Consider the following 23,699-nt stretch of genomic DNA (forward strand, 5'->3'; position numbering starts at 1 on the left):
TGCGGCTAGTTCTTGTTGGCGTCAACAATGGTGAGGGCAGCCGTCGACGTGTCATCCGGACCGCCTTGTGCGTCAGGGGCGCCGGTCTTGGTGCCGTTGGCCGTGCCAGTGCTGCTTCCGCCGCCGGCGCCGCCTTCAGTGCGGGCAGGGGGAGTTGCAGGTGCAGGAGCGGGAATAGGCGTCACATGCACGGCCGGCTGGACTGCCGGTACCGGAAAGACAGTGACCGGAGGCACCGCGGCCGGCACACCGTCGTCGGCCGCCCGTAATCCGGGGCCAGCCCCTGCCCCCGCGGCAGGTTCCACGGCAACCGGCGCAGCCGCGCCGGGGACAGTGGCAGGCGATGCGGACGGAAGGGGCTCAACGCTGATGGGCTGCCCGCCGTGCTCTGCAATGTCGCTGGCCAGGGTGGACAGCATCTCCTCCGCCTCCGCCACCATGGTGGCGTCCCCGGCCGCGATGCCCTTGACCAGGTACTGGGCCAGGGCGAACTCGGCCGACAGCGCTGCCCGCCGAAGCAGGTGCTTGTCGGGCTTGTCGCGGCGGCCGGCGGTGTAAGCGTCCAGTACGGCGTTCACGAAGTCCTGCTCGTTGGACGCCACCAGCCAGGCAAAGTCGTCCGCGGGGTCGCCGATGCGGAGGTCCGTCCAGCCGGTCACGGCGGTGACCCGGGAGCCCTCCACGAGCAGGTTGTCCTCATGCAGGTCCCCGTGCACCACGGAGGGATTGAAGCGCCACAAGGACACGTCCTCAAGTGCGTGCTCCCAGCGCAGCAGCAGGGACGGAGGGATCTTTCCAGTGGTGGCGGCCTGGTCCAGCTCGTTCAGCCTGCGCTGGCGGAATTCGTTGGGGGTGTAGCTGGGCAGGTCGGCGTTGCTGACGATCGCGCGGGGCAGATCGTGGATGGCTGCCAGCGCCACGCCGATTTCCCGTGCCAAAGCATCCGGCCCGGCCGTCAGTTCCTCAACGCTGCGGGTGCTGCCGCCCAGATGCGAGTAGACGAAAGTGCTCAGGCTTCCCAGGCGCACGCTGCCGGCGACCGTGGGCATCAGGAAAGGCAGCTCGGCGCGGATGGCCGGGGCGAAGGCGCGCAGCACCAGGAATTCTGTTTCGAGCCGGGCGCTGGCCTCGGCGTGGCGCGGCGACCTGACCCGCCAGCGCTTCCCTTCCGAGTCGAGGAGCAGCGCTGAGTCGAAGTCCGCGGGGTCGTCCGGGGCGGAGCTAACGGCCGTCGGGGTCAGCCCGGGGACTGCCGCGGTTGCAACGGCTGCCAGTTCAATCGCTTTTCTTCTCACCTTTCAACGGTAGATTGCCTGCGGGCCGGGAGGCCGGTCCGGCGGCGGCGAGTCTTGAGATACCTGCAAATAGGGGGGGGCTGGGGGCACCGTGGGCCAGGCTGGAAATGTCAATTGTCAGCCCCAGTCAGTACGGTGGATATATGAGCCATGCGGAGTCTGTTACACCGGTCTACCAGGGGCAGCCGGCAACGCTGCCCGCGAACCACCTCATGGACACCCTCCTTCCTGTCCGGCCGGCGCTGGTGGACCGCGGGTCGGTTGTCCGGACAGCCCCCGGAATCGTGGACGAACAATTGGCCAAGGCCGGAACGCTGGCAGTTGTGCTGTCCGGGCGGCAGGGCCTGGTACAGGGCGGCGGCCTGTGTTTAGCCGCCGCACAGCCGTTGCTCCAGGAGCTCACTGCAGCCGGGTCGGCGCCTGAACTGGTCGTTTTCCTGGGCTCCGCGCTTCCGGATTCGGATCTGCCGGCTGGAACCGGGCTCCTGCTTTATGTCCTCCCTGAGCAGGTTGCTCCGGGTACAGCCGGTATCCCGTCCGATGCCCGCTGGGCCGGCTTCCGCGAGGTCGCAGCGGGGCTGAACTCCACGCACACTGCCCTCTTTGTGGAGGCCAGTGCCATCACCAACTGGCACGCCGGGCACACGCACTGCCCGCGCTGCGGTACCCCCACCGACGTCGAGGCCGGCGGCTGGGTCCGCCGGTGTCCTGCGGACTCATCGGAGCACTACCCGCGGACAGACCCGGCCATCATCGTGACTGTGGTGGGCCCTGACGGGCGGCTGCTGCTGGGCGGCGGCGGTCCGCTGGACGCCAGGAACTACTCCACGCTGGCCGGCTTCGTGGAGCCCGGGGAGTCACTCGAACAGGCCGTGGTCCGCGAGATCTATGAGGAGGTGGGAGTCCGGGTGACTGCATGCCAGTACCTCGGATCGCAGTCGTGGCCGTTCCCCGCCTCCCTTATGCTTGGATTTACCGCCGTCACCGAAGACGCCGAGGCAAGGCCCGACGGCGTTGAGGTCACCAGGGCGCGCTGGTTCAGCCGGGAGGAACTCCAGGAGGCTGTGCTTGCCGGCGATATCACCATTTCAAGCCGGCTTTCCATTGCCCGCTCGCTGATAGAGCACTGGTATGGCGGACGCATCCAGGACCGGGCCGAGGCCTGACCCACCACGAATCCACCAGACTCCAGCACGCGGTAGTCGAGACAAAGAGCAGCAGAAGTGACTACAGAACAATTTGACGGGGCAGCGTCCCTTGAGGACCGCATCCTGGGAGGCCTGGACGCGGAACAGCGGGAGGTGGCCAGCACCCTGAACGGCCCGCTGTGCGTCCTGGCCGGGGCAGGGACGGGCAAGACCCGCGCCATCACCCACCGCATCGCCTACGGCGTCCATTCCGGCGTCTACTCGCCGCAGCGGCTGCTGGCCGTGACCTTCACGGCCCGCGCTGCTGCCGAGATGCGCAGCCGGCTGCGTGACCTTGGAGCAGGCAACGTTCAGGCGCGCACCTTCCACGCCGCGGCGTTACGCCAGCTGCAGTTTTTCTGGCCGCAGGCTGTGGGCGGCACCCTGCCCAACCTCCTGGACCACAAGGCCCAGATGCTGGCCGAGGCCGCGCGGCGGCTCCGGCTCAGCACCGACAGGGCCTCCATCCGCGATCTCGCCTCGGAGATCGAATGGGCCAAGGTGTCCATGCTCACGCCGGCAAACTACCTGGAAAACGCGCAGGACAGGGGAGCCCCGGGCGGCTTCGACCTCACCGCCGTGGCCCGGGTCTTCCAGTCCTACGAGGACGTCAAGACCGACCGCAACGTCATTGACTTTGAGGACGTCCTGCTGATCACAGTGGGAATTCTCCAGGAGGACGAGAAGGTCGCTGCCACAGTCCGCGAGCAGTACCGCCACTTCGTGGTGGACGAGTACCAGGACGTTTCCCCTTTGCAGCAGCGGCTCCTGGAACTCTGGCTGGGCGGCCGCGACGAGCTCTGCGTTGTCGGTGACGCAAGCCAGACCATTTATTCGTTCACCGGAGCGTCCCCCAAACACCTGCTGGAGTTCAAAGCCCGTTATCCGCAGGCCAACGTTGTCAAACTCATCCGGGACTACCGCTCCACACCGCAGGTGGTGAAGCTCGCGAACGACCTGTTGGCGGGCAGGCGCAGCGGCGGCCCCGTGGCCGACGCCGCCTGGGCTTCGCCCCTGCAGCTTGTGGCCCAGCGGCCGGCCGGCCCGGCGCCGCAGTTTACGGAATGTGCCGATGACGAGGCTGAGGCGGCTACGGTTGCCCAAAAGATCAAGGCACTGCTCGACGCCGGCACACCCGCCAGCGAGGTTGCTGTCCTGTTCCGCACCAACGGCCAGTCCGAGGCCTACGAACAGGCCCTGGCCGCTGCCGGAATTGGCTACCAGTTGCGCGGCGGTGAACGGTTCTTTGCCCGCAAGGAGGTTCGCGACGCCATCCTGCAGCTGCGCGCAGCCACCCGGGCTGTTGCCGAAACGGACTCCCCGCAACCGCTCGGGCAGCTGGTCCGGGACATCGTCTCCTCGCTCGGCTACACGGATTCGGCCCCGCACAGCGGCGGCGCCCTCCGGGAGCGCTGGGAATCTCTGGCGGCGCTGGTTGCCCTTGCCGATGAGCTGGTCGAGGTACGGGGCGCACAGTTCAGCCTGGCCGACTTCGTCAACGAACTACAGGAACGTTCCCTGGCCCAGCACGCTCCCACCGTCCAGGGGGTGACCCTTGCCTCCCTCCACGCCGCCAAGGGCCTGGAATGGGACGCTGTATTCCTGGTGGGGCTCAGTGAAGGGCTGATGCCCATTTCCTTTGCCGACTCCCCGGAATCGGTGGACGAGGAACGCCGGCTCCTGTACGTGGGAATCACCCGCGCGCGCGAACACTTGTCGCTGTCATGGTCCACCGCCCGGACCCCGGGCGGCCGTGCCAACCGCAAACCCTCAAGGTTCCTCGATGGATTGCGTCCCGACTCCGTGGCCAGTTCCAACACCCGGGGGAAGGTGACCGTGACCCGCAGGAAAGCCGCCGCGCCCGCCATGTGCAGGGTCTGCGGAAGCATGCTCGGTACGGGCGCGGAACGCAAAGTGGGCCGGTGCAACTCCTGTCCGCCCGGCTACGAGGAACAAACCTTCGACGCCCTCCGGAACTGGCGCCGGGAGGTTGCCCTCTCCGCCGAGGTGCCCGCATTCGTGGTGTTCACCGACGCAACCCTGACGGCCATTGCCGAAGCACGCCCCGCGTCGCTCGAGGAGCTCGCCCGGCTGGCAGGGGTGGGACCTGCAAAGCTGGAACGGTATGGGGAAGACGTCCTGCGTGTCCTGACGGAAAGCACGTCGCTGTAATGGCCGGCCGCTCCGCGAGGCATCAGGTGGCGGCTGCTTCTTCCATCACCACGGAGGACGGTGCGCCTGTAGTGGTACGGCGTTCGTCCCGGCGTACCCGCACCGTAGCCGCTTTCTGGGAGAACGGAACCGCGGTGGTCGCGATACCCGCCCGGTTCACGGCTGCCCAAGAGGCCGAATGGGTGCACAAGATGGTGTCCAAACTCCAGCGCCAGGGGGAGCGGCGGGCAGCAGCGGGTAAGAGGCGGCCGGCCACGGACGCTGCCCTCGCCGAACATGCGGCCCAATTGTCTGCCAAGTACCTGGGGGGACGCGCCGTACCGACGTCGGTTCGCTGGGTCAGCAACCAGAACTCGCGATGGGGTTCCGCCACTCCGGCAGAGGGAACCATCAGGCTCTCGGACAAACTGCGTCCCATGCCCCAGTGGGTGATCGACTACGTCCTGCTCCATGAGCTCGCCCACCTGCTGGTGGCTGCGCACAACGCTGCCTTCTGGCAGCTGCTGGAGGCGTATCCGGAAACGCAGCGGGCCAAGGCGTTCCTTGAGGGTGTTTCTTTCGCCACCGGACGCGGCATGGCCGGCCCCGACGCCGACTGACTCCGTCCTGCAGCAGTCAGCGCCGGGGCGGCGTCCTAGACTTTCGGCTGGCCGTCTGGGCCCTCCTGGCCATCCTTGCCCTCGTCGGGATGCCCGCCGTCGTCCTTTGCAGTCTCGGCGGTGCCATCTTCTACGCCAGGCTCAGTGCCTTCTTCTGCCTCCGGCGCGGAGTCGAAGCCGCCACTGAGGAGCTTCTGCAAGGCGTCATCCACTTCGCTGTCACTTGCTTCTGCCAGCTTGCGGCGTCCGCTGAAGCCCTTGGGATCGTCCAGGTCCTCGGCAGTGGGCAGCAGGTCCGGGTGGTGCCAGATGGCGTCGCGGCCCTCGATGCCGCGCTCTTCCTTGAGGGTGGCCCACAACGTTGCGGCGTCGCGCAGCCGGCGGGGCCGCAGCTCCAGGCCCACCAGGGAGGCAAATGCGTGCTCGGCCGGACCGCCGGTTGCCCGGCGGCGCCGTACGGTCTCCCGCAGCGCACCCGCGGACGGCAGCAGCTTCTCGGTGGCCGCGGCCGTGAGCTCGTCCACCCAACCCTCCACCAGTGCCAGGGCGGTCTCAAGCTTCTCAAGGGCCTGGTCCTGCGCCGGCGTCCGCTGCGGCATGAAGACGCCCTGCGACAGGGCCTCCTGGATGCCTTCCGGGTTGCTGGGGTCAAGGTCCCGTGCAAGTTCCTCGATGCGTGAGGTGTCGATGTGGATGCCGCGGGCGTACGCCTCGATGGCTCCCAGCAGGTGTCCGCGGAGCCAGGGAACCTGGACAAACAGCCGCGCGTGGGCGGCTTCCCGCACTGCGAGGAAGAGCCGGATGTCGTTCTCGGGCAGGGACAGGCCCTCCCCGAACGCCGCGACGTTGGCGGGCAGCAGTGCCATCTCCAGGTCCGCGAGGGGGACCCCGATGTCGGTGGAACTGACCACATCAGCGGAGAGGGCACCGATGGCCTGGCCCAGCTGCATGCCGAAGATGGCGCCGCCCATGTTCTGGAGCATCGAGGACGCCCCGCCCATCATGGACTTCATTTCCTCGGGCATCTGCTCCGTCATGGCCGAGGAGAGGGCATTCGCGATGCTGTTGGCCACCGGTTCGGTCAGCCGCTTCCAGGTGCCCAGCGTGGCCTCGACCCATTCAGCCCGGGACCACGCCCGGCCGATCAGGCCGGTGGCGGGAAGGTCCGTGACGGGGTCCAGCCACAGTTCCGCAAGGCGCAGGGCCTCATCAACCTCGCGCGACTGCTGGGACGTTACCGAAGGGTCGCTGCCGCTCGCGGCAACACGGCGGGCGTTGTCGTGGGCAAGCTGCCAGTTGACGGGCCCCTCCGAAGGGGCGCTCATCATTGCCTGCACCTGGGAGAACATCTGCGCCAGGAGGTTGGGGTCGTTCGGAAGCCCCGCAGCTTTGGCCAGTTCGGCGGGGTCGAAATTCTCCATCCCCTTGCCGCCCATCAGGTTCTGCAGCATCTCGGTCAACGGATCCTTGGGGGTGTCGTCGCCGTTGGACGGATTGAGTGGATTGGAGGTCATGATCCCGCCGATCGTCGGTGTGGCTGTCAACCTTCACGGTACCCCGGCCATGGTCGGCTGTCTGCCGGACGGCGTCGTCGTTCGCTCTAGGCAAAGAGCTGGCATCCACCGGCACCGCGTAGTCTTGGTTGGGTGACTACAACCCGTGGCGGCCACCCCTCAGAGGACCACGCTCCTGAGCTCTTCACCCGCGGCTTGCCTGCGCAAACAGGTGAAACACGCGTGCCGGGCACGTCCGCCTATGGAGAGGGGGCCGACGACGGCACGGCGGGTGCTGCGCCCGCCCTGGAACGGGCTCCCCGGGACAGGAAAGTGTCGGCGATGCTGCTCGCGGGACTGTCGGCGTTGGGCCTGGGAATCGCCGTGGGCACCCTTCCCGTTCCTTACGTCGTGGAGTCACCCGGACCGACGTACAACACCCTTGGTGAAAGCCAGGGGAGCCCGGTCATCAGCATCAGCGGCCGGGAAACGTATCCAGCCAAGGGAAACCTTGACCTGACCACTGTCTACGTGGACGGCGGCCCCAACGGGCCGGTCAGCATCCTTGATGCATTTTCCGCGTGGGTTGACCCTTCCAAAGCCGTGCACCCCGTGGAACTGCTCTACCCCACGGGTACCACCAGGGAAGAGGCCGAGGAACAGAGTTCCGTGGCCATGACCACGTCACAGGAGAACGCCGTAGCCTCTGCCCTCAAAGAGCTGGATATTCCCTTCGGGCAGCAGCTGCAGTCAGCCGGCCTCTCCGAAAATTCAGCCTCGGACGGGAAGATCCAGCCCGGCGACATCCTGAAGACCATTAACGGCAAGGACATCACCTCGCTGTCCGTCGTCCAGGAGGAACTGGCCGCGGGAAACGGCGCGCCGGTCTCTGTGGTGGTGGAGCGTGACGGGCAGTCCGTCACGGAGACCATCACCCCCAAGGACAACGGCGAGGGCCGCTTCATCCTCGGAGTGATGCTCAAGTACCTGTTCACCTTCCCCTTCGACGTCGAGATCTCGCTTGAGAAAGTCGGCGGCCCCAGTGCGGGGCTGATGTTCTCCCTGGGGATCATCGACACGGTTACACCGGGAGACCTGACGGGTGGCAAACACATCGCGGGGACCGGCACCATCTCCCCGGACGGCCTCGTGGGCCCCATCGGTGGCATCCAACAAAAACTGCAGGGGGCACGGGCCGGGGGAGCAACGTTGTTCCTCGCGCCCGCCGCAAACTGCGGGGAAGTAGCAGGGCACATCCCCGCCGGGCTGCAGGTAGTGAGGGTGGAGACCCTGGCTGAGGCGCGCGACGCCGTCGAACGTGCGGGTAACGGTCAGGACACGTCCGGCCTTCCGGCGTGCCCGGGCAACTAGACTGGGCGCAACTAGACTCGACAGGAACTAAGCTCCACCGCCACTCGTGGCAAATATGACGGACGAAACCGGCCGTTTGACCGGTCCCGGACGTCGCCCGCACGCACGCTCTGATTTATCTGACGACCAGCTATGAGGTACCCAGTTTGTCCCGTCCCGCCAGCACCATGTCCACAGGCAGACCCCCTTCACGACGCGGGGCGTTGACGCCCACCTTGATCGTTGTTGCCCTGGTGGTAGTGGGCTTCATCTTCTTTGCCAACGTCTGGACCGACGTCCTCTGGTACCGGCAGTTGGGGTTCATCGAGGTCTTTGTCACCGAGAACCTGGTCCGGATCGGTATCTTTGCCGCCGGTTTCGCCATCATGTTCCTGGCGGTGTTCTTCGCGATCCGCATCGCGTACAACGCCCGGCCGGTGTACGCGCCCGACTCTGAAATCAGGGACAACCTGAACCGGTACCAGGCGCAGCTGGAACCCGTCCGCCGCGTTGTCATGATCGGGCTCCCCGTCCTCTTTGGACTCTTCGCCGGCAGCGCCGCCGCCAGCCAGTGGCAGAAGGTCCTCCTGTTCTTCAACCAGGAGCCCTTCGGGAAAGAAGACCCTGAATTTGGTATGGACATCAGTTTCTACCTGATGTCGCTCCCGTTTTTTGGTTTCGTAACCGGCTTCCTGATCAGCGTTGTGGTGATTGCCGGGATCGCGGGCATCCTGACGCACTATCTCTATGGCAGCATCCGCCTGATGGAACGCGGCGTCTTCACCAGCCGGGCTGCGCAAATCCATATCGCCGTGACCGGTGCCTCATTCCTGGTGCTCCTTGGACTCAACTTCTGGCTGGACCGCTTCACCGCCGTGCAGAGCAACAGCGGACGCTGGGCCGGCGCCCTGTACACGGATGTCAACGCCGTCATCCCCACGAAGGCCATCCTCGCCGTAGCGGCGGTGCTCGTTGCCATCCTGTTCGTTGTCGCTGCCATCATCGGCAAGTGGCGGCTGCCGGTTATCGGAACCGCCATGCTGGTCATCACGTCCATCCTGGCCGGCGGTGTCTACCCCTGGGTGATCCAGCAGTTCCAGGTTCGTCCCTCGGAGGAGACGCTGGAAAAGGAATACATCCAGCGAAATATCAACAACACGCGTGAGGCCTACGGCCTGGACAAGATCCAGGTGGACCGCTACAACGCCACCAACACGGCCAGTACCGGGGCCCTGGCCCCGGATGCGCAGACCACGGCCAACATCCGGTTGCTGGACCCGAACCTGATTTCGGATGCGTTCTCCCAGCTTGAGCAGTACCGCCCGTACTACCAGTTCCCGGAAGCCCTCAATGTGGACCGGTATGAGGTGGACGGCAAGATCCAGGACACGGTGATCGCGGTCCGCGAACTCAACCCCGCAAACGTGGCAACCAACCAGCAGGGCTGGCTCAACCAGCACGTTGTGTACACCCACGGCTACGGTGTCGTGGCTGCAAAGGGCAACAAGTTCACCGTTGACGGCAAGCCGGAATTCCTGCAGTCGGGTATTCCGTCAACGGGTGTCCTGGGTGACGATTCAACCTATGAGCCCCGGATCTACTTCGGTGAATCCTCGCCCGACTACTCGATCGTTGGCGCGCCGGACGGCGCCCCTGCCCGCGAGCAGGACCGGCCGTCAGGCAGGGAAGGCGAGGGGGACAACCAGTACACCTTTGAAGGCAACGGCGGTCCCAACGTGGGAACGTTCTTCAACCGCGTGCTGTATTCCATCAAGTTCCAGTCCTCGGACCTGCTGCTTTCGGACGGCGTCAACCCCGAGTCGCAGATCCTGTACGACCGCAGTCCCCGTGAGCGCGTGGAAAAGGTTGCCCCGTACCTGACCGTGGACGGGAATGCCTACCCGGCGGTGGTTGACGGCCGCGTCAAATGGATTGTGGATGGCTACACCACAAGCCAGTTCTACCCGTACTCCCAGCAGGAGCGGCTTTCCGATGCCACGGCGGACACCCAGACCACTTCCGGCCGCGCGGTTGCCTTGCCCAACAGCACCGTCAATTACATCCGGAACTCCGTGAAAGCCACGGTTGATGCGTACGACGGTTCGGTCACCCTGTACGCCTGGGACGACCAGGACCCGCTGCTGAAGTCCTGGCAGAAGGTGTTCCCCACCTCACTCAAGCCCTTCTCGGAGATGTCCGGCGATGTCATGAGCCACGTCCGGTACCCGGAGGACCTGTTCAAGGTCCAGCGCCAGCTCCTGGGGGAGTACCACGTGACGGATCCGTCCACGTTCTACCAGACCAAGGATGTGTGGAGCGTGCCGGCGGATCCCACCGTTGACTCCAACAGCGGCGTCAAGCAGCCGCCGTTCTACATGTCCCTCCAGATGCCGGACCAGGACAAGCCCGCCTTCCAGCTGACGTCGTCGTTCATTCCGCAGATTGTCAACGGGAACGCACGCAACGTGCTCTATGGCTTCCTGGCCGCTGACTCGGATGCCGGGAACGAGGCGGGTGTGAAGGCGGAGAGCTACGGCAAGTTGCGGCTGCTCCAGATCCCGCCGGAGATCCAGGTGCCGGGTCCCGGCCAGGCGCAAAACAAGTTCAACTCCGATCCCACGGTTTCGCAGGCCCTCAACCTGCTGCGCCAGGGAGCGTCTGAAGTGCTCAACGGCAACCTGCTGACGCTTCCGGTAGGCGGCGGTATCCTGTACGTCCAGCCTGTCTACCTCAAGTCGACCGGCGAAACGTCGTACCCCACACTGCAGCGCGTCCTGGTGGCCTTCGGCGACAAGGTGGGCTTCGCTCCCACCCTGGATGAGGCACTGAAGCAGCTCTTCGGGGGAGACTCCGGAGCTGCCGCGGGCGATTCGGACAACAATGGCCAGACCCCGGTAGATCCGGCCGCGCCGGGAACGCCTGCGGGAGCTGACGCCAAGGCAGAGCTGAAGGCCGCACTGGATGAAGCGAATGCGGCGATCCAGGAGGGCCAGTCGGCTCTTGCCGCAGGGGACTTCGCAGCCTATGGCGAGGCGCAGAGGAAGATCGCGGCTGCCCTCCAGAAGGCCGTGGCTGCGGAAGCCAAGATCCCGGTTGCCGCACCTGAGGCCACGCCCGCGCCGGCAGCCACCGATGCACCTGAAGCGAGCCCGTCACCCTCAGCCACCAGCTGATCACGACGGCGGCAAGCGGCACCTGTTCCCTGTGGGGCAGGTGCCGTTTCCGTAGGCGAGACGGAGATCACGCGCCCGCGATTTGGCCTGGTGTTCACGTACCGGTAAAGTAGTTCTTGCGACGCGGGGTGGAGCAGTTCGGTAGCTCGCTGGGCTCATAACCCAGAGGTCACAGGTTCAAATCCTGTCCCCGCAACTGATGAAAACATCCGGACACTGGAAACAGTGTCCGGATGTTTTTGTTTAAGCTCCAGGGATTTCCTGCCGCCCGAGGGGAAAATCCCCGAGTGGAAAACGTGGCCGGAAAACTAGGGTAGTGTTGTTGCAGCGACGCGGGGTGGAGCAGTTCGGTAGCTCGCTGGGCTCATAACCCAGAGGTCACAGGTTCAAATCCTGTCCCCGCAACTATGTGAAGACCCCGACCGGCATATCAGCCGGCCGGGGTCTTCTTTTTTCCGTGGATACGTGCAGTTCCTAGTATTCTCTTTCGCAGAGCCTCACACGCCGTGAGCACTTGGCCAGTCATTCTCGAGAGGAATGTTGTTCGATGTCCACACCCACGAAGAAGCCCCGTACCGCGGCGGGTCAGCGGTCGCGACTCTATTGGGGGGTGCCTGCCGTCCTCGGAGGGCTGGTCCTGGTGGTGCTGGTTGCCAAGTGGTTGATGGGGCTGCCTGCCGTGGCTTCCTTCGTGGCTGACTATCCGGGCCACTCGGAGCTTCCGGACAACGCTCCTGTGGGCTTTCCGGCCTGGCTTGCATGGCAGCACTTCCTGAACGCGTTCTTCCTGCTGCTGATCATCCGTACCGGGTGGCAGGTCCGGACCACCACCCGCCCCAGCGGGCACTGGACACGGAACAACAAAGGCTTGATCAAAACGAAGAACCCGCCCACCAAGATCAGCCTCGAGCTGTGGTTCCACCTGACGCTGGATGTCCTCTGGATCCTGAACGGCCTGATCTTCGCGGTGCTGCTTTTCGCCACCGGCCAGTGGATGCGGATTGTTCCCACCAGCTGGGACGTCTTCCCCAACGCGCTGTCTGCGGCACTGCAGTACGCATCCCTGGACTGGCCCACGGAGAACGGCTGGGTCAACTACAACGCGCTGCAGCTGCTCTCGTACTTCGCCACAGTCTTCATCGCCGCTCCGCTGGCCTTCATCACTGGCCTGCGGATGTCCGGTGCCTGGCCCAAGAAGGCTGCCGGCCTTAACAAGGCGTTCCCCATCGAGTGGGCGCGCGCCGTCCACTTCCCGGTGATGATCTACTTCGTGGCCTTCATTGCGGTGCACGTCTTCCTGGTGCTCGCCACGGGAGCCCTGCGCAACCTCAACCACATGTACGGCGTGCGCGACGACGACGGGTGGTTTGGTTTCTGGGTGTTCCTCGCCTCGGTTGTGGTCATGGTGGCCGCCTGGTTCCTGGCCCGCCCGCTGTTCCTGCGGCCCATCGCCTCCCTGATGGGCAAGGTCAGCCGCTGACGGGCGCCTGACGGGCGCCCGGCGGCTGCGGTTGCCCCTGGAGCGGGTCAGCTGTCCCTGAGCTTCTGATAAGCCTCGAGGGCCCGCTCCCTGGACTCGGGCAGGTCCACCAGCGGCCCTGGATATCCCACCAGTTCCATGCCCGACTTCCAGGGCTCGTGGATAGACTTTGCGTCCAGGTCCGCCAGCTCGGGGATGAAGTGGCGCAGGTAGGTGCCCGCGGCGTCGAATTTCTTGCTTTGGGTGACGGGGTTGAAGATCCGGTAGTACGGTGAGGCATCTGCCCCTGAGCCGGCAACCCACTGCCAGTTGGCGGGATTGCTGGCCGCGTCCGCGTCCACAAGGGTGTCCCAGAACCAGGCTTCCCCGACGCGCCAGTCCGTCAGGAGATTCTTGACCAGGAAAGACGCCGCGGCCATCCTCACCCGGTTATGCATCCAGCCGGTCTGCCACAGCTGGCGCATGCCTGCATCGACGAACGGATACCCGGTCCGGCCCTGCTGCCAGGCTTCCAGTTCATCCTTGCCGGGCCTCTCCCATTCGAACCGGTCAAAGTCCGGACGGTAGTTGCGGGTGGCAAGATCCGGGTTGGTGTACAGAAGGTGCCAACAGAATTCCCGCCAGCCAAGCTCCGAGCGGAAGATGCCGACGTCGGCAGGCACTTTGTTTGGATAGCGACGGCGGATCTGCCGCCACACGCGGAAGGGACTGACTTCGCCGAACCGCAGGTGGGGTGAAAGCCGGCTGGTACCTTCCACGCCCGGAATATTCCGGCCCGTCCCGTATTCCTCCGCCGGTCCGTCCAGGAAATCTTCGAGCCGGCGCCTGGCGCCGTCCTCGCCCGGTTCCCAAACAGCAGCGAGTCCGCCGCTCCAATCGGGGGCGGCGGGCAGGAGTTCCCAGCCATCAAGTGTGTCGCCCGCCTGCACGGTGCCGGTTCGCTTCGGAGGCGCCGGCAGCGTTCCCGGAACCTGGAGAGGGTCGCGGATATCAGCGCTGGCAAGGCAGGCCCGCCAAAACGGCGTGAACACCTTATACGGCCCGCCGGCGCCTGTTCGGACAGTCCAGGGCTCAAACAGGAGGTTTGCCTGGTAGCTCGAGGCCTGTAAACCGTTATCAGTGGCCCACGCCTTGACAGCGGCGTCCACCGTGCGCTCCGGCCGGCCGTAGCGGCGGTTCCAGAACAGGTGGCGGGCGTTGGTTTCGACGGCGAGTTCCCTGATGATCTCCTCGGCAGGCCCGCGGCGAAGGAGGAGGCTGGAGCCTTTGGCTTCCAGCGCACCCGCGAGTGAGGCGAGGGAATGGTGCAGCCACCACTTCGTGGCTCCTCCAAGCGGCCGGACGCCCTCGGACTCCTCGTCCAGGATGTAGACGACCGTCAGGGGCAGCCCGAGCGCGGCTGCTTCGGAAAGCGCGGGGTTGTCATCAAGCCGAAGGTCGTCGCGGAGCCAGACGATGGAAGTCTCAGTGGAGGAAGCCATGCAACCACGCTACACACTGGCGGGAACGGACAGGGCCGGGGCCACGATGGCCCCGGCCCTATCGGTTGTCTCTAGAGCAGGCGGAACGTCCCGCCGCCGATCAGAGTTTGTCGAAGTCTGCTTCGTCCACCGTTGAGCCCGTTGCTGCCGAGCCTGCGGCGCCGAGGGCCGGCTTCGACGAGTTGCCGGACTTCAGCGCGGCCAGGCGTGCCTCGATCTCAACCTGCTCACCGAGGTCCTCCAGCTGGTTGAACTGCGCGTCCAGGCTGGAAGCTGCGAGTTCCTGCTGGCCAAGGACCTTGGCCTCCTCGCGGCGGATCTTTTCCTCGAAGCGGCCCACTTCGCTGGTGGGATCCATGAAATCGATGCTCTTGATGGCGTCGTGGACCTGGGATTGGGCTGCAGCGGTCTTGGACCGGGCCACCAGCTCGTTCCGCTTGCTGGTCAGCTCGTTGAGCTTGCCCTTCATCTGGTCCAGGCCGGACTTGAGCTTGTCCACCACTTCGCGCTGGGAGGCGATGCTGGGTTCTGCCCCCTTGGCCTCATTCTCGGCGGACATCTGACGCTGCAGGGCCACCTTGGCAAGGTTGTCGAACTTCTCGGCATCAACAGTGTCCCCGCTGGCCCGGTATTCGTCCGCCTTCCGCGAGGCCGCAAGGGCTTTGTTGCCCCAGTCCTGTGCGTTCTTGACGTCCTCGCGGTAGTCGTCCTCGAGCATCCGCAGGTTGCCGATGGTTTGCGCCACGGCGGACTCAGCCTCAGCAATGTTGTTCGTGTAGTCGCGGACCATCTGGTCCAGCATCTTCTGGGGATCCTCAGCGTTGTCCAGCAAAGTGTTGATGTTTGCCTTAGCCAGCTGTGCGATACGGCCAAAGATGGACTGCTTAACCATGTTGCTACCTTTCGTCCTGCTCTGTGGTGACCACTGAAATCAGTGAACAGTTGTGTTGTGGCTGTGATGCTGCGGGCGCCGGGTTTCGGGCCGGTGCTAGTCTGCGGCGATCAGAAACTTCCGGAGTCGCCTCCGCCAAAGTCGCCTCCGCCGAAATCTCCGCCGCCCCAGCCGCCGCCGTCGCTGTGGCCACCGCCCCAGCCCGCGCCGCCGCCTCCATTGAGGATGGAGTTGATCAGGATGCCGCCCAGGATGGCGCCGCCGAGGCCTCCGCCGCCGCCTCCGCCAAACATCCCGCCGCCGCCGTAGCCCTGGTTGGCGTAGCCGCCAAAGTGGTCGACATCGGCCTGGGCCAGCTGGGCTGCCTGTGCTGCCAGGGCGTGCGCCTGCTGGGCGTAGGTCAGGGCCGTCACAGGATCGGTGCGTGCAATGGACAGAGCGTAATCCAGGTTCCGCTGCGACTCCGCCAGGCGTGTGCGTGCCTCTGTCCCCACACCGCCGCGGCGGGCGGTGATGTAGTCCGCGGTTGCGCTGATCTGGGCCTGGGCAGACATGATGGTCTGCTGGAGCGAGGCCTGCGCCCGGCGGGCCTGTTCCTGCTGGTCCCTGATGCCGCTGAGCGCCTGGTCCAGCGACTGGTGGGCAGTCTCAACGCGCTGCAGGGTGGCAATGGGGTCGATCTTGCCGCCCTGGATCTCCGCCTTCACCTGCGCGAGGGCGTTCTCGACTCCGGCCACCGGACCGGCGAGCTCGGGGTGGGCGCCCGACTGGATCATGGCCCGTGCCTGGGCGAGGTCCTGGGAGGTGTCCACTACCGCACTCTCGAGGCTGCCCCGGGCTTCATCCAGGTTGGAGGAAACCTTGGCGATGGCGTCGAGCAGCACGTTGGTCTGGTGCAGGCTTTCTTCGGCTGCGCGGACTGCTACCGCGGCAAGGCTGGCCTCGCCCTCAGCCAGCTTCTGCTGGGCGGTGGCGGTGGCGTTCTGGACGAATGCCAGGCGTTCCTTGGCCTGCAGGATGTTGTCAGAAACCTGGGTCAGGGCACTCTCGGCATATTTGGCGCGGAGGGAGGTAAGGGACCCTTCTGCGCTGGAGATTTTCGAGTCTGCTTCGCGCGCACCTGCGTTCACAGCTGCCAGGGCCTGCGGTGCGTTCTTCTCAAGTTCGCGCAGGGAATCGAAGTCCGCTTTTTGCTCCTGGAGGGACGCCAGCGCGGCTTCGGACCGGCGGATGATCTCGCCGAGCCATGTCCGCTGCTGCTCTTCGGTGTCCGGGATGTGATCGTCCAGCTGCTGCTGCAGCTTGAAGGATTCGCTCAGGTGGGCCTTGGCTTCGTGAAGCGCCTTGGTGAAATTGCCGACGGCGGAATCACCGTACTGTGCCTGCGCGAACATGAGTTCCTGCTCGCTGGACTTGATGGCATCGTCCGCCTCAATGAGGAGGGAGCCGCCCTTGCGGCGAAGTTCCTCAATGCTCAGCGACGCCAGCGGATCGAGCTCAGCGCCCTGCGGACCGTAGCTGGCGTTGGCTGCCTGGCCGGCTGCCTTCTTGCGCTTGTTGCGGAAGTAGAGGTACGCACCGGCGCCTCCGGCAGCTAGTACGCCCGTTCCTACGAGGACAGCCGCGCCAGCACCTTCATCTGAGGGGACGTTTCCGCTGCCCCCGCTGGCGGCATCTCCGATTGCCGCTGCTGTGTCAATTGCTGCCTGGGCGAAATCGGGATTTCCACCGGCCAGGTTGGCCGTGACCGCGTTCTGGCTAATGGCCCCCTGCTTGGACTTAATGGGGCTGGCAGAGTTCAGGACAAAGCTGAATTTGCCGTCGTCTTTGGCTATTGCGAGGATGGCGTCTGACCTGCCCATGCCTTTCTGCGTGGCAACGGCTGCGGCCCAGTCTGCCGGCACAGTCGGGTTGGTGAACCTGTCCACGGTCACGACGTAGAGGTTGTATTTGTCGTCCTTGAGCAGCTTCTGGATTGCTTCTTGGACTTCGCCCTCACGGCTTCCAAGTACATTCGCGTTATCCACGATGTTCTGGCCGGAGGGAATGGTGACCGGATCCTCGGCCCAGGCCGCGCCGGCGGGCAACGCCAGGAAGGCGGTAAGGCCGATCACGGCGAATAAACGTTTGAACTTTGACCGCATGTGCAACCCTTCAGCACGCCTGACACCGATTCGGGACGAATCAGTCGTCTCAGAATCCAGCAGCGCCCCCACGCTTGGTGTGAAGCCGCAGGTCGCTGTGGCAATTCATCTTGATTCTATGGTGCACCCCACAGCCCGTCCATCGGCCCGAATATGCCAGCAGCGAAACGTTGGGCCCACACGGCAGCCGGGTCAGGGACGGACCCTCAGGAAGCTCTCAGCAAACATCCGAGCTTGTTCCAGCCAGGGAGTCCATAGTTAATGCAGACGAGGATGAAAGGAAGTCCCATGACTGAGAACCAGACGCCGGGTCCGGCTTCGCGGAACAGCGGCCAGGACCGGCAGGATCCCTGGGGGAAGCACGCCGGACAGGCAGGGGAGCCGGCTGAGGGGGAGCAGCCGGCAGGTGATCCCGGGGCGAATGGGTCCGGCCCCCGCCAGTACCCCACAGAGCGGATTGAGCAGCAGGACAACAACCCCACCCAGGAAATCCCCGGAGCCCAGCGTCCCGTCTACCCCCAGCGGCAGCCCTTCTACGGCGGTCAGCACGCGGCCGGGCAGGACCCGTCCGCGCCGCAGGCGCCCGGGCACCAGGTGCCCCACCCCGGTTACGGCTACGCCGGCCCGGGCCGCCCGGAAAACCGGTACGCGGGCCAGGACCAGGGCGCCAACACCCTGCATGGTGCCAACAGCGTCCACAGCGGGACTGCCTTCGCGCCCAACCCGAAGGACGCGCCGCGCCGGAAAGCGACATTCGGCGTGGGCACCCTCGTAGCCAGCATCCTCGCGGCCGGACTGGTGGGAGGGGGAGTGGCCACCGTCGGTTCCGCGGAACTGTTCGGCAACGCCGGTTCGGGTGCCGCAGTGAGCAGCAACAGCCAGCCCGGGACAGTCATCGTCAATAACAAGGACAATGTGAACGCCATTACGGCAGCCGCCGTGAAGGCGTCACCCAGCGTGGTGACCATCAGTGCCTCAAGCGGCGGCTCGGGCGGCACGGGCTCCGGAATCATCCTGGACGACCAGGGGCACATCCTCACCAACACCCACGTCGTTACCCTGGATGGCCAGACGGCCGACGCTGCCCTTGAAGTGCGGACAAGTGACGGCAAGGTCCTCACCGCCAAACTCGTTGGCACAGACCCGTTGTCTGACCTCGCCGTGATCAAGGTCGATAACGCCAACGGCCTGACCCCCGCCACCCTGGGCGATTCCGGGAAACTGAACGTGGGCGACACCGCCATTGCCATCGGCTCGCCGCTGGGCCTGACCGGCACCGTGACCGACGGCATCGTTTCAACGCTCAACCGGACCATCAGCGTTGCCTCCGCGGCCGCCCCAGAGGAGGGGGACAATGCCGAGGGCGATGACGAGGGCGGATTCCAGTTCGCGCCTCCGGGCGGCGGACAGAGCCAGCAGACGGCGGACCAGGGCGAAATTTCCATCAACGTCATCCAGACTGACGCCGCCATTAACCCCGGAAATTCCGGCGGTGCCCTGGTGAACAGCAGCGGCGAGGTGATTGGCGTCAACGTGGCCATTGCGTCCGCGGGATCGAGCGCATCCTCGACCAGCGGAAACATCGGCGTCGGCTTCAGCATCCCCATCAACCACGCCAAGCGGGTGGCGCAGGAAATCATTGACACCGGCAGGGCCTCGCACGGCCAGCTGGGTGTCAGCGTCAAGAAGAAGACTGCCTCAAGCGCCGCTTCCGGGTTCTCGGTGGGCGCGGACGTTGCCACTGTGGAGGCGGACTCTGCGGCGGGCAAGGCAGGGATCAAGGTGGGCGACGTGATCACCAAGTTCAACGACCTCGCCATCGGGGAACCGGAGCAGCTGACCGCGGCGGTCCGGGAACAGCCCGCCGGGTCCAGCGTCAGGATCACTGTCCTGCGAAACGGCAAGGAACAGACGTTCGAGGTCACCCTGGGCGCCGCCGCCAGCTAGCACGGCGCCAACAGCACACAGGCTGAACACACGACGGCGGCATCCCCACCTGGCGGGCGCCGCCGTCGTGATGCATCCGCCGCGGACAGCGGCTGGGGGAACGCTGACACAGGCGTTAACGGAAGAGGGCGCCGGGGCTCGCCTATATGGTTAGCTAGGAGCTACCCGCATGCCGGGCATTCCGCGGCCATGACCTCACCCGGCTGGCTGTCCACAAGCATGGAAGGCTGCTGTAAACACAGTGGAAGATACATTGAAGATCATCGTCCTGGTCAAGCATGTACCGGACGCCCAGTTTGACCGCCACCTCACCGGTGAGGGCTACACAACTGACCGGGACGAGAGCATCCTGTCCGAGCTTGACGAATACGCCCTGGAGGCGGCGCTGCAGCTGGCCGAAGCCCGTGGCGGATCCAAGGCGGGAAACCAGGTCATCGCGCTGAGCATGGGCCCCTCGGGTGCCGTCAACGCCATCAAGAAGGCGCTGCAGATCGGTGCAACCGAGGGTGTGCACCTCACCGATGGCGCCCTGGCAGGTTCAGATGCCGCGGCCACGTCGCTGGCGCTCGCTGCCGCCATCCGGCACCTGGGCAGCGACGCCCCCGTGGACCTGGTCCTCACCGGCATGGCGTCAACCGACGGGGAAACCTCGCTGGTCCCCGCGCAGCTTGCGGAGCGCCTGGACCTGCCGCAGGTCACCTTCGCGTCGTCGCTGGAGGTGGACGGCGGCAGGCTCACCGCACGCCGGGACGCCGACACGTCCTCCGAGACAGTGGAGGCGCCGCTTCCGGCTGTGGTCTCGGTGACAGACCAGATTAACGAGCCGCGCTACCCCAACTTCAAGGGCATCATCGCTGCCAAGCGCAAGAGCATCACCACCCTCTCCCTGGCTGACATCGGGGTGGACCCGGCGCAGGTTGGACACGCAGGGTCCTGGACCAGCGTGCTCAGCGCCGAGGAACGTCCGCCCCGGACCGCCGGCACCATCATCACCGACGAAGGCGACGCGGGTATCAAGCTCGTTGACTTCCTGGCCGCCCAGAAGCTGCTCTAAGAGGGACCACAGACATGGCAAAAGTACTTGTATTCATTGACAATCCCGGCACGTCGCTCAAGAAGAGCAGCCTCGAGCTGCTCACCCTGGGCCGCGCGCTCGGGGAAACCGTGGTTGCCCTCAACGGAAAGCTGCACGACGACGTCGCCGCCGCCTTTGCGGAGTACGGCGTCGGCACGGTGCTGCTTCCCTCGGCCGAGGACCTTGATGATTTCCTGGTGGCACCCAAAGCGGCCTACCTGGCCGCTGCTGCTGGGCAGGCCGGTGCCGATATCGTGCTGCTCGACAACTCGCCCGAGGGCAAGGAAATTGCTGCACGGGCAGGAATCCGCCTCAACGCGGGCGTCATCACGGACGTCGTGGCCGTAGATGCGGACGGCACCGCGCACAAGTCTGTCCTGGCCGGCTCCTACAACACCGCCTGCAAGGCCGGGACTCCGGTGAGCGTCCTGACCGTGAAGGCGAACAATGTGGTTCCCGAACCCGCTGCCGCCCCGGCTGCACTGGAGACGGTCACCGTTGACGTTCCTGCCGTCAGCGCCGCGGCCCGGATCACCGCCCGGGAACAGAAGGTTGCCAGCGGCCGCCCGGACCTCACGGACGCACGGATCGTCGTAGCCGGCGGACGCGGCCTGGACGGGGACTTCGGGCCGGTGGAAGAACTGGCCGATGCCCTTGGGGCAGCAGTGGGCGCCTCCCGTGCGGCCACCGACGCCGGCTGGATCAGCCACGACGCGCAGGTGGGGCAGACCGGAAAGACCGTGTCCCCGCAGCTTTACATCTCGGCGGGCATCTCCGGGGCCATCCAGCAGAAAGCCGGCATGCAGACGGCCAAGGTCATCGTTGCCGTGAACAAGGATGCCGAATCCCCGGTGTTCGAGATCGCGGACTTCGGCATCGTCGGTGACCTGTTCGACGTCCTCCCGCAGGCCACGGCAGAGATCAAGAAACGCAAAGGCTGATTCTTTGACTGCCTTTCCCCAGCAGGCACAGAGCCCGTTCAACCCGGACGAACACCGGGTTGGGCGGGTGCTCTGTTTTGCGGCGCACCCCGACGACATCGATTTTGGTGCTGCCGGCACCATCGCTGCCTGGACGGCCGCGGGCGTCCAGGTCAGCTACTGCATCATGACCGACGGCGACGCGGGCGGCTTTGATCCCGTGCACCGGGCCGACATCATCGCCCTTCGCGACGCCGAACAGCGCCGTGCCGCCGAACTGGTGGGGGTTACCGACATCCACTACCTCCACCAGCGGGACGGTTACCTTGAACCGTCGCACGAGGTGATGAAGGGCGTGGTGCGGCTGATCAGGGAAATCCGTCCCGACGTCGTGCTGTCCATGCACCCGGAACGGAACTGGAAGCGCATCCAGAAGAGCCACCCGGACCACCTCGCGGTGGGTGAGGCCGTTACCCGCGCCGTGTACCCTGCCGTGGAAAACCCGTTCGCCTACCCGGAACTCGCCGAGGCCGGCCTGGACGCCTACAAGCTCCCGTGGCTGTGGCTTTACGCCGGGCCCGAGCAGCGGGAAAACCACTTCGTGGATGTCACGGAGCACGTGGAGTCCAAGCTCAGGGCGATCCACGTCCACGTCAGCCAGCACCCCGACGTGGACGCCATGGAAGCAACGGTCCGGCAGGGCATGCAGGCCAACGCTGCCCGTGCGGGCCTTGCGGACGGCAGGAGCGCTGAGGCCTTCCACGTGGTGGCGGTCAACGGGCCCGGAACCATCGCCGGCTTCTGAACAGGCTGCCGACGAAAGCGCCCCGCTCCTTCCCTTGACGGAATGGAACGGGGCGCTTTGTGCGTCTTGCCCGGCTTCTGCGCTATGCCCCCAGCGGTGCAGCGGCAACGGTGGGCAGGGTGGGGGACTGGGAGCCGCCTGCCGGCTCAACAGTGATCCCGAGCGCTGCGGCTGAGGAGATCCCCTCCACCACGGCGGGCCTGGACAGGGCTTCCTCATCCATCAGTCCCTGGGACACCGGGGCCGAGCCGTCCTTGGGGATCAGCCACATCTGGTAAACCTTCCCCGCCGGCGGGGCGGGAACGCCGTTCATCTTGACGACGGCGGCATCCTCCGATGAGGAGATCAGGAGGGTCGCTGTACCGCCTCCCGCCACGTCCACCGATGCTTCCCGCAGGTCTCCGGCCCGGACCACCTGGTTCAGGGGATCATTCTGGTCTGCCAGGTAGGACCCCACTCCGACACCGCCCAATGCTATGGCGGCAGCAGCCGCCACTCCGGCGAGCCAGCGCCGGGTGCCTCCGGGCCGGCGCCGTTCCTCGCGGCGCTGCCGGGCCTGGGCGAGTTCGTCTCCTCCGGCAGGCTGCGCACTCGCTGGCTGCGACGCTACGGGCTGCCCCGGTGCGACGTGTCCTGCTGCCACGTGTCCTGGGGCAGGCGGAGCCGGGGTACTTGCAACCGGCCCGCTGCCCTGGACAGGCAGTTGGGCAACGATACGGTCGAAAAGGTCAGCCGGAGGCTGCTCCTCGACGCGGAAGGTCCTTGTGAGAGTTTCCCTTGCCTGGCGCACCCGGTCGAAGAACTCGGTACGTTCCGCCGCCGGCGCGGCCGACATGTACTGTTCGATCGCCCGGCGCTCCTCTTCCGTTACCGCATCCAGAGCATAAAGTTCGGCCAGGTCCACCGCCCGGCCGGAAGCCAGGTCCATGGCAACGGTGTCGCCAAACGAACCGGAACGGCCATTGCGGCCGCTGTTGGTTTCAGTCATCTCAACTCACCCCCAGACAGGTCTTCAGTCGGATCAATCCGTCGCGGATACGGGATTTTATGGTGGGAACTGCGGCGTTCAGGCGTTCGGCAACCTCACGGTAGGTAAGGCCGCCGTAGTACGCCAGGCGCACAGACTCCTGTTGCGTTTCAGTCAGCGTTTCCAGGCACCGCACCACGGCCTCTGCCTCCAGCCTGCTTCCCACCTGGTCGGCCACGGAGTCGTGGTCGATGTCCTGGGTGCTGGCGCCGTACTTGGCCTCGCGGTCCGTGGAGGACTGCGAGGAACGGACCCTGTCCACGGCCCGCCGGTGCGAAATGGTCATCAGCCAGGAGAGCGGGCTCCCTGCCTTGGGGTCGAACTTCGATGCGTTCTGCCACACCTGGAGGAAGACCTCCTGCGTGGTGTCCTCGCTGAGTTCGGGATCGATCAGGACCCTTCGGGCCATCCCGAAAACGCGGCGGGAGGTCAGCTGGTAGAACTCGGCAAAGGCCGCCTGGTCACCCCGGCCTATGCGTTCCAGCAGGACTGAAAGCCGGTGGCTGAGGTCGGCCGGGGGGTCTGTCACCGCGGCCTGGGCCTCGGATTGTGGCGCGTTGGGGGTTTCCATCACTACCAAGCATAAGTCTCCGGACCGCGAATCCTCAGCAGTAGCGCCGTGGCTGCTGCGGGAGGTCCTGGAACCTGACTCCAGCAAT

At 65.7% G+C, this 23,699-nt stretch carries 17 protein-coding genes and 2 tRNA genes; 12 read left to right on the top strand and 7 right to left on the bottom strand.

From position 1 onward, the window contains the following. Positions 1–5: 5 nt before the first annotated feature. A complete protein-coding gene (locus AC6CHP_RS02610; RefSeq protein ID WP_377193749.1) occupies positions 6–1,295 on the bottom strand; it encodes a macrolide 2'-phosphotransferase in 1,290 nt (429 codons plus the stop codon). 143 nt (positions 1,296–1,438) lie between these two features. Between AC6CHP_RS02610 and nudC the strand changes: the two genes are divergently transcribed. The 3 genes from nudC to AC6CHP_RS02625 are packed head-to-tail and all read left to right on the top strand — an operon-like array spanning position 1,439 to position 5,253. After that, positions 1,439–2,461 carry an NAD(+) diphosphatase gene (gene nudC / locus AC6CHP_RS02615; protein WP_377193751.1) on the top strand — a complete coding sequence of 341 codons (1,023 nt, stop codon included), beginning with the start codon at positions 1,439–1,441 and terminating at the stop codon, positions 2,459–2,461. Positions 2,462–2,518: 57 nt separating this feature from the next. Then, complete coding sequence (locus tag AC6CHP_RS02620; protein ID WP_377193753.1) at positions 2,519–4,654, top strand: ATP-dependent DNA helicase UvrD2; 2,136 nt, start codon at positions 2,519–2,521, stop codon at positions 4,652–4,654. Between the two features lie 26 nt (positions 4,655–4,680). After that, the gene (locus AC6CHP_RS02625) at positions 4,681–5,253 is read left to right on the top strand and encodes a M48 metallopeptidase family protein (RefSeq protein WP_377193755.1); all 573 of its coding nucleotides are present in this window, start codon (positions 4,681–4,683) and stop codon (positions 5,251–5,253) included. 35 nt (positions 5,254–5,288) lie between these two features. On the opposite strand, the gene AC6CHP_RS02630 is transcribed toward AC6CHP_RS02625, so the two are convergent. Beyond that, on the bottom strand, positions 5,289–6,767 hold the full coding sequence (locus AC6CHP_RS02630; RefSeq protein ID WP_377193757.1) for a zinc-dependent metalloprotease: 1,479 nt from the start codon (positions 6,765–6,767) through the stop codon (positions 5,289–5,291). A 132-nt stretch (positions 6,768–6,899) separates the two neighbouring features. Here AC6CHP_RS02630 and AC6CHP_RS02635 point away from each other — a divergent pair, with 132 nt between their 5' ends. The 5 genes from AC6CHP_RS02635 to AC6CHP_RS02655 all read left to right on the top strand — a co-directional run bounded on the left by AC6CHP_RS02635 (position 6,900) and on the right by AC6CHP_RS02655 (position 12,749). Continuing rightward, entirely contained in the window at positions 6,900–8,117 is a 1,218-nt protein-coding gene (locus AC6CHP_RS02635) for a YlbL family protein (RefSeq protein ID WP_377193759.1), read from the top strand. Positions 8,118–8,284: 167 nt separating this feature from the next. Next, a complete protein-coding gene (locus AC6CHP_RS02640) occupies positions 8,285–11,269 on the top strand; it encodes a UPF0182 family membrane protein (RefSeq protein WP_188728206.1) in 2,985 nt (994 codons plus the stop codon). Between the two features lie 122 nt (positions 11,270–11,391). Beyond that, a tRNA-Met gene (locus AC6CHP_RS02645) sits at positions 11,392–11,465 on the top strand. Positions 11,466–11,600: 135 nt separating this feature from the next. After that, a tRNA-Met gene (locus AC6CHP_RS02650) sits at positions 11,601–11,674 on the top strand. 142 nt (positions 11,675–11,816) lie between these two features. Then, a complete protein-coding gene (locus tag AC6CHP_RS02655; protein ID WP_188727693.1) occupies positions 11,817–12,749 on the top strand; it encodes a cytochrome b/b6 domain-containing protein in 933 nt (310 codons plus the stop codon). A gap of 47 nt (positions 12,750–12,796) precedes the next feature. Here AC6CHP_RS02655 and AC6CHP_RS02660 read toward each other — a convergent pair whose 3' ends face one another. The 3 genes from AC6CHP_RS02660 to AC6CHP_RS02670 all read right to left on the bottom strand — a co-directional run bounded on the left by AC6CHP_RS02660 (position 12,797) and on the right by AC6CHP_RS02670 (position 17,266). Continuing rightward, positions 12,797–14,230 carry a cryptochrome/photolyase family protein gene (locus AC6CHP_RS02660; RefSeq protein ID WP_377193761.1) on the bottom strand — a complete coding sequence of 478 codons (1,434 nt, stop codon included), beginning with the start codon at positions 14,228–14,230 and terminating at the stop codon, positions 12,797–12,799. A 100-nt stretch (positions 14,231–14,330) separates the two neighbouring features. Continuing rightward, a complete protein-coding gene (locus AC6CHP_RS02665) occupies positions 14,331–15,122 on the bottom strand; it encodes a PspA/IM30 family protein (RefSeq protein ID WP_188727696.1) in 792 nt (263 codons plus the stop codon). Positions 15,123–15,232: 110 nt separating this feature from the next. Continuing rightward, on the bottom strand, positions 15,233–17,266 hold the full coding sequence (locus tag AC6CHP_RS02670) for a TPM domain-containing protein (RefSeq protein ID WP_498228094.1): 2,034 nt from the start codon (positions 17,264–17,266) through the stop codon (positions 15,233–15,235). Between the two features lie 288 nt (positions 17,267–17,554). Here AC6CHP_RS02670 and AC6CHP_RS02675 point away from each other — a divergent pair, with 288 nt between their 5' ends. From AC6CHP_RS02675 to AC6CHP_RS02690, 4 genes are all read left to right on the top strand, one after another. Continuing rightward, positions 17,555–19,213, top strand: coding sequence for a S1C family serine protease (locus tag AC6CHP_RS02675; protein ID WP_377193765.1), 1,659 nt, complete (start codon positions 17,555–17,557; stop codon positions 19,211–19,213). Between the two features lie 253 nt (positions 19,214–19,466). After that, positions 19,467–20,267, top strand: a complete 801-nt coding sequence (locus AC6CHP_RS02680; RefSeq protein WP_188728208.1) for an electron transfer flavoprotein subunit beta/FixA family protein — start codon at positions 19,467–19,469, stop codon at positions 20,265–20,267. A gap of 14 nt (positions 20,268–20,281) precedes the next feature. Further along, a complete protein-coding gene (locus AC6CHP_RS02685) occupies positions 20,282–21,229 on the top strand; it encodes an electron transfer flavoprotein subunit alpha/FixB family protein (RefSeq protein ID WP_377193767.1) in 948 nt (315 codons plus the stop codon). Positions 21,230–21,233: 4 nt separating this feature from the next. Beyond that, positions 21,234–22,013, top strand: a complete 780-nt coding sequence (locus tag AC6CHP_RS02690) for a PIG-L deacetylase family protein (RefSeq protein WP_498228095.1) — start codon at positions 21,234–21,236, stop codon at positions 22,011–22,013. Between the two features lie 82 nt (positions 22,014–22,095). On the opposite strand, the gene AC6CHP_RS02695 is transcribed toward AC6CHP_RS02690, so the two are convergent. Continuing rightward, positions 22,096–23,001, bottom strand: a complete 906-nt coding sequence (locus AC6CHP_RS02695; protein WP_498228096.1) for an anti-sigma factor — start codon at positions 22,999–23,001, stop codon at positions 22,096–22,098. Position 23,002: 1 nt separating this feature from the next. After that, complete coding sequence (locus AC6CHP_RS02700; RefSeq protein ID WP_104185012.1) at positions 23,003–23,611, bottom strand: sigma-70 family RNA polymerase sigma factor; 609 nt, start codon at positions 23,609–23,611, stop codon at positions 23,003–23,005. Positions 23,612–23,699: the final 88 nt, after the last annotated feature.

It is taken from the genome of Pseudarthrobacter sp. GQ63 (assembly GCF_059758765.1).

What these genes read in the sequence shown, in the direction of transcription:
- AC6CHP_RS02660 (WP_377193761.1), bottom strand. Translation starts at nt 14,230, where the DNA reads ATGGCTTCCTCCACTGAGACTTCCATCGTCTGGCTCCGCGACGACCTT.
- AC6CHP_RS02640 (WP_188728206.1), top strand. Translation starts at nt 8,285, where the DNA reads ATGTCCACAGGCAGACCCCCTTCACGACGCGGGGCGTTGACGCCCACC.
- AC6CHP_RS02655 (WP_188727693.1), top strand. Translation starts at nt 11,817, where the DNA reads ATGTCCACACCCACGAAGAAGCCCCGTACCGCGGCGGGTCAGCGGTCG.
- AC6CHP_RS02685 (WP_377193767.1), top strand. Translation starts at nt 20,282, where the DNA reads ATGGCAAAAGTACTTGTATTCATTGACAATCCCGGCACGTCGCTCAAG.
- AC6CHP_RS02675 (WP_377193765.1), top strand. Translation starts at nt 17,555, where the DNA reads ATGACTGAGAACCAGACGCCGGGTCCGGCTTCGCGGAACAGCGGCCAG.
- AC6CHP_RS02700 (WP_104185012.1), bottom strand. Translation starts at nt 23,611, where the DNA reads ATGGAAACCCCCAACGCGCCACAATCCGAGGCCCAGGCCGCGGTGACA.
- AC6CHP_RS02665 (WP_188727696.1), bottom strand. Translation starts at nt 15,122, where the DNA reads ATGGTTAAGCAGTCCATCTTTGGCCGTATCGCACAGCTGGCTAAGGCA.
- AC6CHP_RS02695 (WP_498228096.1), bottom strand. Translation starts at nt 23,001, where the DNA reads ATGACTGAAACCAACAGCGGCCGCAATGGCCGTTCCGGTTCGTTTGGC.
- nudC (WP_377193751.1), top strand. Translation starts at nt 1,439, where the DNA reads ATGAGCCATGCGGAGTCTGTTACACCGGTCTACCAGGGGCAGCCGGCA.
- AC6CHP_RS02670 (WP_498228094.1), bottom strand. Translation starts at nt 17,266, where the DNA reads ATGCGGTCAAAGTTCAAACGTTTATTCGCCGTGATCGGCCTTACCGCC.
- AC6CHP_RS02630 (WP_377193757.1), bottom strand. Translation starts at nt 6,767, where the DNA reads ATGACCTCCAATCCACTCAATCCGTCCAACGGCGACGACACCCCCAAG.